Source organism: Streptomyces sp. Y20 (assembly GCF_043195475.1).
GTDB lineage: Bacteria > Actinomycetota > Actinomycetes > Streptomycetales > Streptomycetaceae > Streptomyces.
The window spans coordinates 115,204-130,315 of record NZ_JBIDDP010000017.1; the positions used below are offsets into that span (position 1 = coordinate 115,204).

A 15,112-nucleotide genomic window follows, 5' to 3' on the forward strand; every position below is an offset into this window, starting at 1 on the left:
AGTTTGCACAACGGAGACGGTTCACCGTGTGGGTATTGCCACACACTGGGCGGCTGGTCGTGCCGCTAAGGTCTGTCCGCTACCTACAAAAGCACCGGAGGACCCATGGCGTTCGGCTGGATCGACGAGCAGGCCGAGGCGCGCCGCCGCGCCGGACTCGTCCGCACCCTGCGCCCGCGCCCCGCCGACTCCCCGTTGCTGGACCTGGCGAGCAACGACTACCTGGGTCTGGCCCACCATCCGGAGGTCACCGAAGGAGCGGCCCGGGCGGCCCGGACGTGGGGCGGCGGCTCCACCGGGTCCCGGCTGGTGACCGGCACCACCGAGTTGCACACCGAGCTGGAGCGCGCGCTGGCCGCGTTCTGCGGGTTCGAGGCGGCCCTGGTCTTCTCCTCGGGCTATGCCGCGAACCTGGCCGCGGTCACCGTCCTCGGCCCGCACGGCTCGCTCATCGTCTCCGACGCGGGCAACCACGCCTCCCTCATCGACGGCTGCCGGCTGGCGCGGGGCGGCACGCAGGTCTTCGGGCACGCCGACCCGGAGGCCGTGCGCAAGGCGCTCGGCACGCACGGGGGCGCGGCGATCGTCGTCTCCGACACGGTGTTCTCGGTCGACGGGGACCGGGCGCCGCTGGCCGCGCTGGCCGCGGCGTGCCGGGAGTACGGCGCCGGGCTGGTCGTGGACGACGCCCACGGGCTCGGCGTGCTGGGCGACGGCGGCCGGGGCGCGCCGTACGCGGCCGGCCTCGCGGGAGCCGACGACGTGGTCGCCACGGCGACCCTGTCCAAGTCGCTGGGCAGCCAGGGCGGGGTGGTGCTCGGCCCGGCCCGGGTGATCGACCATCTGGTCAACGCGGCGCGCACGTTCATCTTCGACACGGGACTGGCGCCGGCGGCGGCCGGTGCCGCGCTGGCCGCGCTGCGGCTGCTGGAGCGCGAGCCGGGGCGGGCGGCGCGCGCCCGTGAGGTGGCCGGGGAACTGCACGCACGGCTGACCGCCACGGGTCTGGAGGCGGTGCGTCCGGACGCCGCGGTGGTCTCCGTGCGGGCTCCGTCCCCGGAGCAGGCGGTGCGCTGGGCGGCCGACTGCCGTACGGCGGGCCTGTCCGTGGGCTGTTTCCGTCCTCCCTCCGTGCCCGACGGCATCTCCAGGCTGAGACTGACCGCCCGTGCGGACCTGTCCGGGGCCGAGATCGAACACGCTGTACGCGTCATCGGCGAGACGCGACCATGAGTCGGCGTGACACGGTCGTGTGTGACCGGATAACGATGAAGAAGTGACCGATTCCGATCAGAGTGCGGTGATGAATCCCGACCAGCTGTCGGCGGAGAAGAACAGCGCCGGTCCGGCCGGAATCTTGGAGTCACGCACGGCGAGCAGCCCGGCTCCGGGGCCGGAGCGCGGCCGGGCCGTCTCCACGCAGTTGTTGGCGCCCGTGCTGTAGCTGCTGCGCAGCCAGCGCACGTCGTGCAGGTCGGTGCTGGCAGGGACGTTCCCAGGCGGTGCGGACATGGTGCCTCCTTACGCGCCGTCACCTATTGCGGCGATGTAGTCCAACGAGTCCTCGGGGGAAAGGGCGTGGAACTGAAGGGTCTGGAAGGCCTCGGCGTAGGCCACCAGGTCTTCTTTCCGTTCCAGGTAGAGGCTACTCGTCAACTGGTCGAGAACGACTACATCCAGATCAGAAGTGCTCGGAAATGAGAAGATAACGAAAGGTCCGGTGAGGCCGATATGCGCTCCGGCGCTGAAGGGCAGGATCTGGAGCCGTACCTGGGGCAGCGACGCGGCCTCCATCAGCCGCTCCAGCTGACGGGACATCACCCGGGGACCGCCGACCTCGCGGCGCAGCACCGCCTCGTCCAGCACGGCGCTCAGCGCCGGCGGCGGGTCCGCGCGTAACACGTCCTGCCTGGCCAGACGCACCTCCACCAGCGTGTCCAGCCGGTCCTCGTCCAGGTCCTTCACGGCCGCCCGGGTGACCGCGCGGGCGTAGTCGGCCGTCTGGAGCAGGCCGGGGACGACCGTGGTCTCCAGGGTGCGCATGGCGCTCGCCTGCGACTCCAGGCTGATGAAATCGCGATAGGTCGGCGGCAGTTCCCCGCGATAGGCGTGCCACCAGCGGTTCCGGCCGCCCGCGTCCTGCGACCCCGCCAGCATCAGCAGCAACTCGCGCAGGTGTCCGTCGTGGACGCCGTAGGCGTCCAGCAGTAACCGCAGATCGGCCGGTTTCACACCGCTGGCGCCGGTCTCGATTCGGCTCACTTTCGACTGGTGCCAGCCGACGAGCCCGGCCGCCTCACCGCTGGTGAATCCGGCACCGGTACGCAGCCTGCGCAGTTCGGCGCCCAGTTTCCGACGGCGCACTGCCGGACCGTTCTGCATGGGCTCCTCCTTACTCCTTCCGGGCCGCCCACATACGGTTTCGCAGCGCAGAGTTCACCGCTTCGAGCGACAGATATATGCATATCCCGGTGGATCGCTCCCCCTGACCGACCCGTTGATGGCAGTCTGGCGAACAAGCACCAGTTCCGGGACCGTACTCGAAGCATTCGCTGTATGTCGGACCGCGGTCCCGCGGGAAAGGGACGACGTCGCCATGGCAGACCATCTGGAAGCATCCGTCACTCTGCCGAGCGATCCCGCCTCGGTCTCCGCCGCCCGCTCCTACGTCGTGGGCACCCTCGCGGAGTGGGGCCTGCCGCCGGACACCGAAACGGCCGACACCGTGCGGCTGATCGTCTCGGAGCTGGCCACCAACGCCGTGCAGCACACCTTCGGCCAGTCACCCACCTTCACGGTCGACATCGCACTGGACCGTGACGAACACCTGCGCATCGGCGTGACGGACAGTCATCCCCGCTTCCCGAAGAGACTGCCCGCCGCCGTGCAGCAGGACAACGGCCGCGGCATGGTCATCATCCGCTGGCTCACCGCGGAGCACGGCGGCAGGCTCCGCGTCCGTCCCACCCGTGAGGGTGGCAAAACGGTGTGTATCGAACTCCCCTGGACGCTCCCGGCCGCCGCGTTACCGGCAGGCGTGCCGCAGGAGCCCTGAGCGGCACGCCCGCCCGGCCGGTTGCGCCGGAGGACGTGCCGGCCCCGGGCCGCCCGTGCCGGCGGGCGGGCACCGGGGCGGCGCTATGGCGCTCGAAGCGGGCCCGGTGCCCGGAGCCGGCCGTTCAGCGGGCCGGGGCCGGGCGCTCCCGTTCCGCGGCCGGTCAGCTGACCCGGCCGTACCAGACGCTCCTGGTCCAGATCTTCTGGAGCCTCACCACGTCACCGGTCCTCGGGGCGTGCCAGATCTTCCCGTGGCCCGCGTAGATACCCACGTGGTAGACGCTGGAACCCGAGTGGAAGAACACCAGGTCACCGGCCCTGCGGCTGCGGGCGGAGATGTGGTGGGTCTTGTTGTACTGCTGCGCGGCGGTGCGCGGCAGCTTCTTGCCCACCTTCTTGAAGGAGTAGAAGGTCAGCCCCGAGCAGTCGAACCTGCGCGGACCTGTGGCACCCCACTGGTACGGCGCACCCTTCTTGGAGGCCGCGACGTTGAGTGCCTTCGTCGCCATCGTCGCGGCGGACGCGCCGGTGGCGAGGCCGGGCACGGCGATCGAGCCGCCGACGGCGGCGAGGGTGAGGGCAGAGGCCGTGCCGGCCCTGGCCATCAGTGACGGGACACGATTGAGCGCAGTCATGCGCAACCCTTCGTCAGCCGCCTGTGAAGGATGACCTGTCGGATTCGGGCTGGCGAAGTTGCCCGGCCGTGTCGCCACGGCTTCACCCCAAGGGAGGCTCGGAACCCCGCCCGTCCGCGTCCAGCGGACGAACATGTGTTCCGGCGACCCGTCTTGCCTGGGTCCTCCACTCCTGCCGATCCACTCCTGTCGACCGGTCATCCAGGCGGCGGCAGGACTCGGCGTCCGCCCGGATCGCCCCGCCGCGGTGGCGGGGTCTTGTCGTCAGTCAGGGATCTTGACCTACAACTGTCGTAAAATCCCAACGGAATCGGGGCTTTGTGGTGTTACTCACCACTCGCCCGTTCGGGTGGACATGGCTGTGTTCGAGACATCGTCAGGACCCGTGCGTAGCCCCGGACCTGGGGCTAAACACTCGCGGACGCATACCCGACCCATATGCCGCACAAGTCGGGAAGCCTGAAAATCATTCCGGATATCCATCGGACGGGCGTACCTCGTTCGGGCCGTTTCGAGTCCGGTGCGAACGGCAGGCGTCGATACGGGGCCCGCAGCCGGCCGGCCGGGTGTCCGCCTCAGTCGACGGTGTCGGGCGGAAGCGCGACCCGAGCGGTACGGCGCTCGCCGTCCAAGACGCGCAACGCCCGTGCCAGCGTGCCCCCGTGCAGCTCCGTCTCGCCCCGCCGGTGCATCACCTCGAGCGCGTCCCGCAGCTCTGCCGCCTTGCGTACCAGGGCCTGCGCCGCGCGCAGCCCGCGGTACGTGTCCCCGTCCCGGGCCGGATTGACGCGACCCAGCAGGTCGGCCGCCTCCAGATAGCGGTCGATCAGGTCGCCCTCGGCGCGGGTCAGCGCGGGCAGCGGCGGCACTTCCGGCGGCATCGGGGGGCTCACCTCGGGTCCGGTGCGCCGGGCGCGTCCCGGCGGCTGGGCACGATGTGGTCCACCAGGCCGTAGGCGAGGGCCCCGGGGGCGTCCAGGAACAGGTCCCGCGCCAGATCCTCGCGCACCTGCCCGGACGTGCGCCCCGTGTGCCGGACGAGCATCCGCGCCAGCAGCGCGCGGACCCGGGCCAGCTCCTCGGCCTCGATGAGCAGGTCGCTGGGACGGCCGCGCACCGGCTCGGGCAGTCCGGGCTGTTCGATCAGCATCCGCGCGCCGGGCAGCGCGGACCGCTTGCCCGGGGCGCCGGCCGCGAGCAGCACCGCGGCGGTGGAGGAGGCCTGTCCCAGGCAGTACGTCGCCACGTCGCAGCTGATGTAGCGCATGGTGTCGTAGATCGTGGTCATGGCGTGGAAGGGGCCGCCAGGCGAGTTGATGTACAGCGTGATGTCCCGGTCCGGGGCCGCGTGTTCGAGGTACATGAGCTGCGCCGTCACGTCGCTCGCGGCGGCGTCGTCGACCGGGGTGCCGAGGAGGACGATCCGGGACTCGAAGAGCTTGCCGTACGGGTCGAGGGTGCGGGCGCCGCTGCCCGTGCGCTCGGTGAACTGGGGCAGGACATGGCGGGCGAACGGTCGGGACATGGGCACACCCCTCTCACGCGGACCGACTCCGGTCCGCTCTCTGTAAAAAATGTACAGGACGTACAGAGCGGAGAAGGTGTGCGAGGTGGACACGCCACCCGTCGCTCGGCGGGTCCGGGCGCCGGGCCGCGGCTGCCGGACCGGCCGGCCTCGCGGGGATGCCCCGTAAGCTGGTGGTATGGCCTACGAGATTCCGGTGACGCAAGCCAGGGCTGAACTCGCCGATCTGATCAACCGGGTCGTGTACGGCGGTGAGCGTGTCGTCGTGACGCGGCACGGCAAGCCCCTGGTCGCCCTGGTCTCGGCTGCCGACCTGGAACGCCTCGACGCCCTCGACGAGCCGGACGGGGAGCGGATCGTCAGCTCGGTGTCCCGGGTGGGCGAGAGCGGACCGGGCGGGCGCGAGCAGCGGCGTTTCGGGATAGCGGCCGAGCACCGGGGGCCGGGCGTGTCCTGAGGCGTCGCCGGTCGGGCCCGGTATGGCGGAGCCCATCTCGCGGTCATGCACCCATCAAGGCCTGGTTAACGTCGTTGAAACTCCGGCGTTCTAGCCTGCCGCTCCACGCCATCAGGGGTTTTCCTACCCGGGATCGACGACGATCCGGGGATTTGTCTGTGTGTTACACCTATCCCTGTCGTGGTGGCTGCGGCAACCGGACCCCGCACGGTCCGGAGCAAGGACTGTGAGGTGGGACGTGCAACTGACCCCGCACGAGCAAGAGAGGCTGCTGATCCATGTGGCGGCCGACGTGGCCGAGAAGCGCAGGGCCCGCGGGCTCCGGCTCAACCACCCCGAAGCGGTCGCCCTCATCACGTCGCACATCCTGGAGGGCGCTCGGGACGGCCGTACCGTCGCCGAGCTGATGTCCTCCGGTCGCAAGCTCTTGACCAGGGACGACGTCATGGACGGGGTGGCGGAGATGATCCACGACGTGCAGGTCGAGGCCACCTTCCCGGACGGCACCAAACTCGTCACCGTGCACGAGCCGATCTTCTGAGGGGCGCCGCGATGATTCCCGGAGAGATCCTGTTCGCGGACGGCCCCGTCGTCGTCAACGAGGGCCGCGAGATCACCCGCCTGACCGTCCTCAACGCCGCCGACCGGCCGGTCCAGGTCGGCTCGCACTACCACTTCGCCGAGGCCAACCCCGGCCTGGAGTTCGACCGTGCCGCCGCGCGCGGCAGGCGGCTGAACGTCGCCGCCGGCACCGCCGTGCGCTTCGAGCCCGGCATCCCCGTCGAGGTCGAACTCGTCCCCCTCACCGGCGCCCGGATCGTGCCGGGCCTGCGCGGCGAGACCGGAGGTGCCCTCGATGCCTGAGATCTCCCGCGGCGCCTACGCCGACCTGTTCGGTCCCACCACCGGCGACCGGATCCGGCTCGCCGACACCGACCTGCTGATCGAGATCGAGGAGGACCGCTCCCGCGGCCCCGGCGGCTCCGGGGACGAGGCGGTCTTCGGCGGCGGCAAGGTCATCCGCGAGTCCATGGGCCAGTCCCGCGCCACCCGGGCCGAGGGCACCCCCGACACCGTGATCACCGGCGCCGTCGTCGTCGACCACTGGGGCGTCGTGAAGGCCGACGTCGGCATCCGCGACGGCCGGATCACCGCCCTCGGCAAGGCCGGCAACCCGGACACCATGGACGGCGTCCACCCCGGCCTCGTCATCGGCCCCGAGACCGAGATCATCGCGGGCAACGGACGCATCCTCACCGCCGGCGCCATCGACGCCCACGTCCACTTCATCTGCCCCCAGGTCGCCGACGAGGCGCTGGCCTCCGGCATCACCACCCTGGTCGGCGGCGGCACCGGCCCCGCCGAGGGCTCCAAGGCGACCACCGTGACGCCCGGACCCTGGCACCTGGCCCGCATGCTGGAGGCGATGGAGGCCTACCCGGTCAACGTCGGTCTCCTCGGCAAGGGGAACACCGTCAGCCACGAGGCGATGCTCTCCCAGATCCGCGGCGGCGCCGTCGGCCTGAAGCTGCACGAGGACTGGGGATCCACCCCGGCGGTCATCGACGCCGCGCTCACCGTGGCCGACCGCACCGGGATCCAGGTCGCCATCCACACGGACACCCTGAACGAGGCCGGGTTCGTCGGCGACACCCTCGCCGCGATCGCGGGCCGGGGCATCCACTCGTACCACACCGAGGGCGCCGGCGGCGGCCACGCACCCGACATCATGACGGTCGTCTCCCAGCCCAATGTGCTGCCCAGCTCCACGAACCCGACCCGGCCCTTCACCATCAACACGACCGAGGAACACCTCGACATGCTGATGGTGTGCCACCACCTGAACCCGGCCGTCCCCGAGGACCTGGCGTTCGCCGAGTCCCGGATCCGCCCTTCCACCATCGGCGCGGAGGACATCCTCCACGACCTCGGCGCGATCTCCGTCATCTCCTCCGACTCCCAGGCCATGGGGCGGGTGGGCGAGGTCGTCCTGCGCACCTGGCAGACCGCCCATGTCATGAAGCGGCGGCGGGGCGCACTGCCCGGCGACGGACGCGCCGACAACCACCGCGTCCGGCGCTATGTCGCCAAGTACACGATCAACCCGGCGCTGGCCCAGGGCCTCGGCAGCCGGATCGGCTCCGTGGAGACGGGCAAGCTCGCCGACCTGGTGCTGTGGGAGCCCGCGTTCTTCGGGGTCAAGCCACTCCTCGTGCTCAAGGGCGGGCAGATCGCCTACGCGCAGATGGGCGACGCCAATGCCTCCATCCCGACCCCTCAGCCGATCCTGCCCCGGCCGATGTACGGCGCGATCGGCAGGGCCCCGGCCGCCAACTCCGTCAACTTCGTCTCAGACCTCGCGATCGAGGACGGGCTGCCGGAACGGCTGGGGCTGGGCAAGCGGTTCGTGGCGATCGACTCCACGCGTGCGGTCACCAAGGCCGACATGCGGGAGAACGACGCCCTGCCCGACGTCCGCATCGACCCCGACAGCTTCGCCGTGCGCATCGACGGGGAACTGGTCGAGGCCGTCCCGGCCGCCGAACTGCCCATGGCCCAGCGTTACTTCCTCTTCTGATGTCCAGGGCAGCACTGCTCGTCCTGGCCGACGGCCGCTTCCCCGCCGGAGGCCACGCGCACTCCGGCGGGGCGGAGGCCGCCGTCAGGGCCGGCCGCATCACCGGCGCCGCGAGCCTGGAGGCCTTCTGCCGGGGCCGGCTGCACACCGCCGGGCTGGTCGCGGGAGCGCTCGCGGCGGCCGCCGTACTCGGCGCGGAGCCGGAGGAACTGGACGCCGCGGCGGACGCCCGAACGCCGTCGCCCGCCCTGCGCAGCGCCGCCCGCCGGCTCGGACGCCAGCTGCTGCGGGCCACGCGGGCGAGCTGGCCGTGCGGCGAACTCGACGCACTGGCACGAAGGTTCCCGAAGGGGGCGCACCAGCCGGTGGTCCTCGGTGTCGCCGCGCGGGCGGCCGGACTGGGCCCGGACGACGCGGCGTACTGCGCGGCGTACGAGAGCGTGAGCGGGCCGGCGACGGCCACCGTGCGTCTGCTCGGTCTCGACCCGTTCGACGCGACCGGTGTGCTGGCCCGGCTGGCGCCGGAGCTCGACCGCGTCGCGGACCGGGCCGTGACGGCGGCCCGGCGGGTGGCCGACGACGGCCTCGACGCCCTGCCGGCCGCCTCCGGACCGGTGCTGGAGATCGCCGCCGAATGGCACGCGGCGTGGCCGGTACGGCTGTTCGCGTCCTGAAGCCCCCAGTTCTCGTTGTCCTGCCGCCCCGGACGGGCCGGGCTGCGGACCACCCCTTGCCCCACAGGAGCCGCACATGCACCTCGACCACACCCACGACGGCCCGGCCGCCCTCGGCGCCGACGCACACCGCCCCGACGGACGGCGCCGCGCCCTGCGCATCGGACTCGGCGGCCCCGTCGGCTCGGGCAAGACCGCCACCGTCGCCGCGCTCTGCAGGGAGCTGCGCGACGAACTGTCCCTGGCCGTCGTCACCAACGACATCTACACCCGCGAGGACGCCGAGTTCCTGCTCAGGGAGGCCGTGCTGCCGCCCGAGCGGATCACCGCCGTGGAGACGGGCGCCTGTCCGCACACCGCGATCCGCGACGACATCTCCGCCAACCTGGAGGCGGTGGAGGACCTGGAGGACGCCATCGGTCCGCTGGACCTGATCCTCGTCGAGTCCGGTGGCGACAACCTCACCGCGACCTTCTCCAAAGGGCTCGTGGACGCCCAGGTGTTCGTCATCGACGTCGCCGGCGGCGACGACATCCCGCGCAAGGGCGGCCCCGGCGTCACCACCGCCGACCTCCTCGTCGTCAACAAGACGGACCTCGCCCCGTACGTCGGCTCCGACCTCACCCGCATGGCCGCCGATGCCGAGGCGCAGCGGGCCGGACTGCCGGTCGTGTTCCAGTCGCTGCGCGGCGGGAGCGGCGTCGCCGACGTGGCCGCGTGGGTCCGCGAGCGGCTGGCCGCGTGGACGGCGTGAGGCTCGCCGGCGTTCGGGCGAGCGCCCGTGTCGTCGCTCGCGCCGACGGCCGCGGCGGTACGGCCCTGCCTGTCCTGGACGGCGAGGGCCCGCTCGCGCTGCGCCGGACCCGGGCGGCCGGCCCCGGGGCGCGGGTCATGGTCGTCGGTGCGATGAGCGGTCCGCTCGGCGGCGACCGCTTCACGCTGGCCGCCCGGGTGGAGCAGGGCGCCCGGCTGCACGTCGGCTCGGCCGCCGCCACGATCGCGCTGCCCGGACAGACCGGGGACGAAGCCCGCTACGACGTACGGCTCGACGTGGCCGACGGCGCGGAACTGCACTGGATGCCCGAGCAGTTGATATCGGCCGAGGGCAGCGATCTGTACGTCACCACCCGGGCCGAGGTCGGCGCCGGCGCCCGGCTCGTGCTGCGCGAGGAGCAGGTGCTCGGGCGGGCCGGGGAGCAGCCCGGGCGGCTCACCAGCCGGCTGACCGTGCGGGTGGCGGGCCGTACGGTGCTGGATCAGGAGCTGGCCTGCGGGCCCGGCGCGCCCGGCGGCTGGGACGGGCCGGCCGTGCTCGCCGGACACCGGGCGGTCGGCCAACTCGTGGTGGTCCGACCGGAGTTCGCCGACGAGCCGCCGGCCGCGCGGATGCTGGGGGAGTGCGCCGCACTGGTGCCGCTCGCCGGGCCCGCCGTGCTCGTCAGCGCGGTCGCCCCCGACGCGCTGCGGCTGCGGCGGCTGCTGGACGCGGAGTTGGACCGACTGGACGCGCTGGACCGGCCGGGCCGGCTTGGCGGGCTGGATGAACTCGGCCGGTGAACAGGGCCCCGCTCAGCGAGACTTGATCGTCCGGTTATCGGATTGGTAAAGATGGGCGGCAAACCCTGTTCTCAGCGGGCTCACAACCGAGAGGATCCCCGCCTGACCATTCTCAGCGAGGTACGGGGAGGGGCCCCCTTGAGGGAGAACAGACCGAAGAGCCGCCTGATGGCGTTCGGTTCCGCCGGAGTACTCGTCACCGCCACCCTGATCGCCGGGGCGGTGTCGGCCCCCACGGCCGGAGCCGCCTCCCGGCCCGGCCCGGACCGCGAGGCCAGGGGCGCCGCGACGGCCGCGACCCGCGCCGCCCGGGCCGGCATCGACTGGCAGGACTGCCCCACCGGCTGGGGGCTGGCCAAGCCCATCCAGTGCGGCTGGGTCAGCGTGCCGCTCGACTACGCCCACCCCTACGGCAAGCAGATCAAGCTCGCCGTGGACCGCATCGGCAACACCGGCACCCCGCAGGAGCGTCAGGGCGCCCTCGTCTACAACCCGGGCGGCCCCGGCGGCTCCGGCATGCGCTTCCCGACCCGGGTCACCAACAAGAACGCCGTCTGGGCGAACGTCGCCAAGGCCTACGACTTCGTCGGCTTCGACCCGCGCGGCGTCGGCCACTCGGCGCCCATCTCCTGCGTGGACCCGCAGGAGTTCGTCAAGGCCCCCAAGGCCGACCCGGTGCCGGACAGCGAGGCTGACAAGAGCGCGCAGCGCAAGCTGGCCCGTGAGTACGCGGAGGGCTGCGGCGAACGCAGCGCCGCGATGCTGCCGCACATGACCACGCCGAACACCGCCCGCGACCTCGACGTCATCCGGGCCGCACTGGGCGAGAGGAAGATCAACTACCTCGGCGTCTCCTACGGCACCTACCTCGGCGCCGTCTACGGCACCCTCTTCCCGGGCCACCTGCGCCGGATGATCGTGGACAGCGTCGTCGACCCCTCCCGCGAGAACATCTGGTACCAGGCCAACCTGAACCAGGACATCGCCTTCGAGGGCCGCTGGAAGGACTGGGAGGACTGGGTCGCCGCGAACGACGCCGCCTTCCACCTCGGCACCACTCGCGCGGCAGTCCAGGACAAGTGGCTCCAGCTGCGCGCCACCGCGAAGAAGAACCCCATCGGCGGGCTCGTCGGCCCGGCCGAGCTGATCTCCTTCTTCCAGAATGCGCCGTACTACGACTCCTCGTGGGTGCCGGTCGCCACGGTGTTCGGCAAGTACGTCGCCGGTGACACCCAGGCGCTGGTCGACGCCGCCGCCCCGGACCTGTCGGACACCGCGGGCAACATCGCCTCGGAGAACTCCAACGCCGTCTACACGGCCGTCGAGTGCGCCGACGCCAAGTGGCCCACCAGCTGGCACACCTGGGACCGGGACAACACCCGGCTCAACAAGGACTACCCGTTCATGACCTGGGCGAACGCCTGGATGAACCTGCCGTGCGCCACCTGGCCGGCCAAGCAGCACCACCCGCTGGAGGTCAGGACCCACCAGGGCCTGCCGAAGGTCCTGATCGTGCAGTCCACCCGGGACGCGGCCACCCCCTACCAGGGCGCCGTCGACCTGCACCACCGCTTCAAGGGCTCCCGCCTGATCACCGAGAGGGACGCGGGCTCGCACGGCGTGACCGGACTGGTCAACCCGTGCATCAACCAGCGCGTCGACGCCTACCTGATCGACGGCACGCTGGACGGCTCGGACGTGACCTGCGCCCCGCACGCCACGCCCAAGCCGTAACCGCACCGGCACGGTGACGAGGGGCGGCCGGACCACCGGCCGCCCCTCCGTCATCCCCGGGACCGGAGGGGCGGCTCAGCGGCGCCCGCCCGGACCGCGCTCCCGCCCGCGCCTCCCGGCCGCCTCCCGCTCCTTGACGACGGCCGCGTATTCGTCGACGTACTCCTGCCCGGACAGTGCCAGGACCGCGGACATGATCTCGTCGGTGATCGCCCGCAGCACCGCCTTCTCCCGCTCCATTCCGGCATAGCGGGAGAAGTCCAGTGGCCGGCCGAAGCGGATGGTGACCGGGCGGATCCGGGGGACGACCCGACCCGGCGGCTGCGCCTCGAACGTGCCGATCATCGCGCAGGGCACGACCGGGACCCCGGCCCTGAGCGCCATCACGGCCACGCCCACCTTGCCCTTGTACAGCCGGCCGTCGTGCGAGCGCGTGCCCTCCGGGTAGACGCCGAGCAACTCACCCCTGCCCAGCACCCTCAGGCCCTCCCGGATCGCCGCCCGGCCCGCCTCCTTGCCGGAACGGTCCACCGGGATCTGCCCGGCGCCGCGGAAGAAGAACGCGGTGAGGCGGCCCTTCACGCCGGGCCCGGTGAAGTACTCCGCCTTGGCGAGGAAGGTGATGCGGCGCTTGAGGATCGCCGGCATCAGGAAATGGTCGGAGAAGGACAGATGGTTGCCGGCGATGATCGCCGCCCCCGACGCGGGCACGTGTTCCAGGCCCTCGATCCGGGGACGGAAGACCAGTCTGAGCCAGGGCCCCAGCAGCACGTACTTGAGCAGGTAGTAGAACACGGCTCACTCCCAGGTCGGGTCGGGCAGCACGGACGGACGTGGGCTCACGCGTACCTGTCGTCAGGCTGCCCGTTCGCCGGGATGTGAAGCCGCCGCGTGCACGGGCCGGACGTCGGTGCGGCGCCCGGGTAGGGGCCGGCGTGCGATGTCCGGCCGGCGGGCCAGCCGCTGCTCGGAGCGGGTCCGGGGCACGGCCGCCACCAGTGCCCGCCGGGCGGGGAAGTGCCGGTGCAGCGTGCCGGGGCCGGTGCCCGCCTCCTCGGCCGACCGGGTGAGGCGCCGGGCGCTCAGCGCTTGGTGGTGCTGTTGAACAGGGAGCGCGACCAGGCGTAGCCGAACAGGGCGATGCCGGCGCACCAGCCGAGCGAGATCCAGCCGTTCGCGCCGATCTCCGAGCCGGAGAGCAGGCCGCGCAGCGTCTCGGTCATCGGCGTGAACGGCTGGTACTCGGCGAACCAGCGCAAGCCCGGGGACATCGAGCCGGCCGGCACGAACGCGGAGCCGAGGAACGGCAGGAACTGCACCAGCAGCGGCTTGTTGCTCGCGGACTCGACGGTCTTGGAGATCAGGCCGAACGCCGCCGCCAGCCAGGTCACCGCGAACGCGACGGCCGTGAGGAGACCGGCGGCGGCGAGCCACTCCAGGGGAGTGGCGTCCGGCCGGAAACCCAGGGTGAGCGCCACCGCCACGACCAGGACGACGCTCACCATCGTCTGGATGACGCTGCCGACGACATGGCCCGTCATGAACGACGAACGCGTGATGTTCATGGTGCGGAAGCGGTTGATGATGCCCTCGGTCATGTCGGAGCAGACCGCGATCGAGGTGGACATCGCCCCGGACGCCACGCCCATGATGACGATGCCGGGCGTCAGGTACTCCAGGTAGGCGTCCCGGCCGCCGCCCATTCCCGCTCCGATCGAGTCCCCGAAGGCGTACACGAACAGCAGCAGCATCAGGATCGGCATCATGGAGGCGCCGAGCGACACGGCCGGATAGCGGAGCGCGTGCCTGAGGTTGCGCCGCAGCATCGTCATCGAGTCGTGCACGGCGTAGGTGAGGGTGCTCATCGCGGGGTCTCCTTCAGGTGCGGCGGGGTGCCGGTTCCGGTGGTGCCGTCACCGGTCAGGGCGAGGAACACGTCGTCGAGGTCGGGGGTGTGCACGGAGAGGCCGGCGGCCCGGACACCGGCGGCGTCCAGCTGGTCCAGCAGGGCGCGCAGCGTGTCGGGGCCGCCGTCGCCGGCCACGCGCAGGACGAGGTTCTCGTCGTCGCGGGCCGCGCCGGGGAAGGCGGTGGCCGCGCGGTCGTACTCGGCCGAACCGGTGAACCGCAGCCGTACGTGGCTGCCGGGTATCTGCGCCTTGAGTTCGTCGGCGGTGCCCTCGGCGACGATCCGGCCGCCGTCGAGCACGGCGATCCGGTCGGCCAGCTGGTCGGCCTCCTCCAGGTACTGGGTGGTGAGGAAGACGGTGGTGCCGCCCGCGACCAGGGAACGCACCGTGTCCCACATGGTGCGCCGGCTGCGGGGATCGAGCCCGGTCGTCGGCTCGTCGAGGAAGATCACCCGGGGGTCGCCGACCAGTGTCATGGCGAGGTCGAGCCGGCGCCGCATACCGCCGGAGAAGGTCGCGGCCCGTTTCCCCGCGACGTCGGCGATGTCGAACCGCCGGAGCAATTCCGCGGTCCGGGACCGTCCCTCCCGCTTGCCCAGACGCAGCAGGTCGGCCATGAGGTGCAGGTTCTCCTCGGCGGTGAGCAGGTCGTCGAGCGCGGCGAACTGCCCGGTGACGCCGATCGCGGCGCGCACCCCGTCCGGCGACGTGGCGATGTCGTGGCCCGCGACCTGGGCCCGGCCGCCGTCGGCGGCGATCAGCGTGGACAGGATCTGCACGGTGGTGGTCTTGCCGGCGCCGTTGGGTCCGAGCAGCGCGAACACGGACCCGGCCGGGATGTGCAGATCGATGCCGTCGAGCACGGTCTTGCCGCCGTAGGACTTGCGCAGACCGAGGGCGGAGACGGCGGGAGGCGACTGGGGACCGTCGCCCGGCTTGGTCGTGGGCATGACAGATAAGGGCATGGGGCGCTCCCGTTCGGAGG

The 15,112-nt window shown here is 71.9% G+C and carries 18 protein-coding genes and 1 riboswitch; of the genes, 10 read left to right on the forward strand and 8 right to left on the reverse strand.

All coding sequences use genetic code 11. The annotated features are described in order from the left end of the window. The first annotated feature begins 105 nt into the window (after positions 1–105). Positions 106–1,233, forward strand: coding sequence for an 8-amino-7-oxononanoate synthase (locus tag ACGFT1_RS32040; RefSeq protein WP_373912480.1), 1,128 nt, complete (start codon positions 106–108; stop codon positions 1,231–1,233). A gap of 57 nt (positions 1,234–1,290) precedes the next feature. On the opposite strand, the gene ACGFT1_RS32045 is transcribed toward ACGFT1_RS32040, so the two are convergent. Together ACGFT1_RS32045 and ACGFT1_RS32050 are read right to left on the reverse strand one after the other, a co-directional pair. Then, positions 1,291–1,512: a DUF397 domain-containing protein gene (locus tag ACGFT1_RS32045; RefSeq protein ID WP_373912481.1), complete on the reverse strand. Its 222-nt coding sequence runs from the start codon at positions 1,510–1,512 to the stop codon at positions 1,291–1,293. A 9-nt stretch (positions 1,513–1,521) separates the two neighbouring features. Continuing rightward, positions 1,522–2,382 carry a helix-turn-helix domain-containing protein gene (locus tag ACGFT1_RS32050; protein ID WP_373912482.1) on the reverse strand — a complete coding sequence of 287 codons (861 nt, stop codon included), beginning with the start codon at positions 2,380–2,382 and terminating at the stop codon, positions 1,522–1,524. 214 nt (positions 2,383–2,596) lie between these two features. Here ACGFT1_RS32050 and ACGFT1_RS32055 point away from each other — a divergent pair, with 214 nt between their 5' ends. Beyond that, entirely contained in the window at positions 2,597–3,055 is a 459-nt protein-coding gene (locus ACGFT1_RS32055; protein WP_373912483.1) for an ATP-binding protein, read from the forward strand. Positions 3,056–3,218: 163 nt separating this feature from the next. Here the strand turns inward: ACGFT1_RS32055 and ACGFT1_RS32060 are convergent, their stop codons facing one another. The 3 genes from ACGFT1_RS32060 to ACGFT1_RS32070 form a co-directional block, all read right to left on the reverse strand. Next, positions 3,219–3,692 (reverse strand): C40 family peptidase, encoded by a 474-nt coding sequence (locus tag ACGFT1_RS32060; protein ID WP_373912484.1) that lies wholly within the window; start codon positions 3,690–3,692, stop codon positions 3,219–3,221. 2 nt (positions 3,693–3,694) lie between these two features. Continuing rightward, positions 3,695–3,828, reverse strand: a riboswitch (cyclic di-AMP (ydaO/yuaA leader). A 439-nt stretch (positions 3,829–4,267) separates the two neighbouring features. Then, positions 4,268–4,573 carry a hypothetical protein gene (locus ACGFT1_RS32065; protein ID WP_373912485.1) on the reverse strand — a complete coding sequence of 102 codons (306 nt, stop codon included), beginning with the start codon at positions 4,571–4,573 and terminating at the stop codon, positions 4,268–4,270. A gap of 8 nt (positions 4,574–4,581) precedes the next feature. Beyond that, the gene (locus ACGFT1_RS32070; protein WP_373912486.1) at positions 4,582–5,217 is read right to left on the reverse strand and encodes an ATP-dependent Clp protease proteolytic subunit; all 636 of its coding nucleotides are present in this window, start codon (positions 5,215–5,217) and stop codon (positions 4,582–4,584) included. 178 nt (positions 5,218–5,395) lie between these two features. Here ACGFT1_RS32070 and ACGFT1_RS32075 point away from each other — a divergent pair, with 178 nt between their 5' ends. The 8 genes from ACGFT1_RS32075 (at position 5,396) to ACGFT1_RS32110 (ending at position 12,217) form a co-directional block, all read left to right on the forward strand. Continuing rightward, on the forward strand, positions 5,396–5,674 hold the full coding sequence (locus tag ACGFT1_RS32075; RefSeq protein ID WP_373912487.1) for a type II toxin-antitoxin system Phd/YefM family antitoxin: 279 nt from the start codon (positions 5,396–5,398) through the stop codon (positions 5,672–5,674). A gap of 238 nt (positions 5,675–5,912) precedes the next feature. After that, positions 5,913–6,215 carry an urease subunit gamma gene (locus ACGFT1_RS32080; protein WP_121789960.1) on the forward strand — a complete coding sequence of 101 codons (303 nt, stop codon included), beginning with the start codon at positions 5,913–5,915 and terminating at the stop codon, positions 6,213–6,215. An 11-nt stretch (positions 6,216–6,226) separates the two neighbouring features. Next, the gene (locus ACGFT1_RS32085; RefSeq protein WP_373912488.1) at positions 6,227–6,538 is read left to right on the forward strand and encodes an urease subunit beta; all 312 of its coding nucleotides are present in this window, start codon (positions 6,227–6,229) and stop codon (positions 6,536–6,538) included. Further along, positions 6,531–8,252: an urease subunit alpha gene (locus ACGFT1_RS32090; protein WP_373912489.1), complete on the forward strand. Its 1,722-nt coding sequence runs from the start codon at positions 6,531–6,533 to the stop codon at positions 8,250–8,252. Before ACGFT1_RS32085 ends, ACGFT1_RS32090 begins: the two co-directional genes overlap by 8 nt. Further along, positions 8,252–8,926: an urease accessory protein UreF gene (locus ACGFT1_RS32095; RefSeq protein WP_373912490.1), complete on the forward strand. Its 675-nt coding sequence runs from the start codon at positions 8,252–8,254 to the stop codon at positions 8,924–8,926. The genes ACGFT1_RS32090 and ACGFT1_RS32095 overlap by 1 nt, the downstream gene beginning before the upstream one ends. 76 nt (positions 8,927–9,002) lie before the next feature. Beyond that, the gene (gene ureG / locus ACGFT1_RS32100) at positions 9,003–9,680 is read left to right on the forward strand and encodes an urease accessory protein UreG (RefSeq protein WP_373912491.1); all 678 of its coding nucleotides are present in this window, start codon (positions 9,003–9,005) and stop codon (positions 9,678–9,680) included. After that, positions 9,668–10,483 (forward strand): urease accessory protein UreD, encoded by an 816-nt coding sequence (locus tag ACGFT1_RS32105; protein WP_373912492.1) that lies wholly within the window; start codon positions 9,668–9,670, stop codon positions 10,481–10,483. Before ureG ends, ACGFT1_RS32105 begins: the two co-directional genes overlap by 13 nt. A gap of 168 nt (positions 10,484–10,651) precedes the next feature. Next, a complete protein-coding gene (locus ACGFT1_RS32110) occupies positions 10,652–12,217 on the forward strand; it encodes an alpha/beta hydrolase (RefSeq protein WP_373912534.1) in 1,566 nt (521 codons plus the stop codon). A 75-nt stretch (positions 12,218–12,292) separates the two neighbouring features. Here ACGFT1_RS32110 and ACGFT1_RS32115 read toward each other — a convergent pair whose 3' ends face one another. The 3 genes from ACGFT1_RS32115 to ACGFT1_RS32125 all read right to left on the reverse strand — a co-directional run bounded on the left by ACGFT1_RS32115 (position 12,293) and on the right by ACGFT1_RS32125 (position 15,077). Further along, positions 12,293–13,012: a lysophospholipid acyltransferase family protein gene (locus ACGFT1_RS32115; RefSeq protein WP_373912493.1), complete on the reverse strand. Its 720-nt coding sequence runs from the start codon at positions 13,010–13,012 to the stop codon at positions 12,293–12,295. Between the two features lie 287 nt (positions 13,013–13,299). Continuing rightward, complete coding sequence (locus ACGFT1_RS32120) at positions 13,300–14,082, reverse strand: ABC transporter permease (RefSeq protein ID WP_373912494.1); 783 nt, start codon at positions 14,080–14,082, stop codon at positions 13,300–13,302. Continuing rightward, on the reverse strand, positions 14,079–15,077 hold the full coding sequence (locus tag ACGFT1_RS32125) for an ATP-binding cassette domain-containing protein (RefSeq protein WP_373912495.1): 999 nt from the start codon (positions 15,075–15,077) through the stop codon (positions 14,079–14,081). The genes ACGFT1_RS32120 and ACGFT1_RS32125 overlap by 4 nt, the downstream gene beginning before the upstream one ends. Positions 15,078–15,112: the final 35 nt, after the last annotated feature.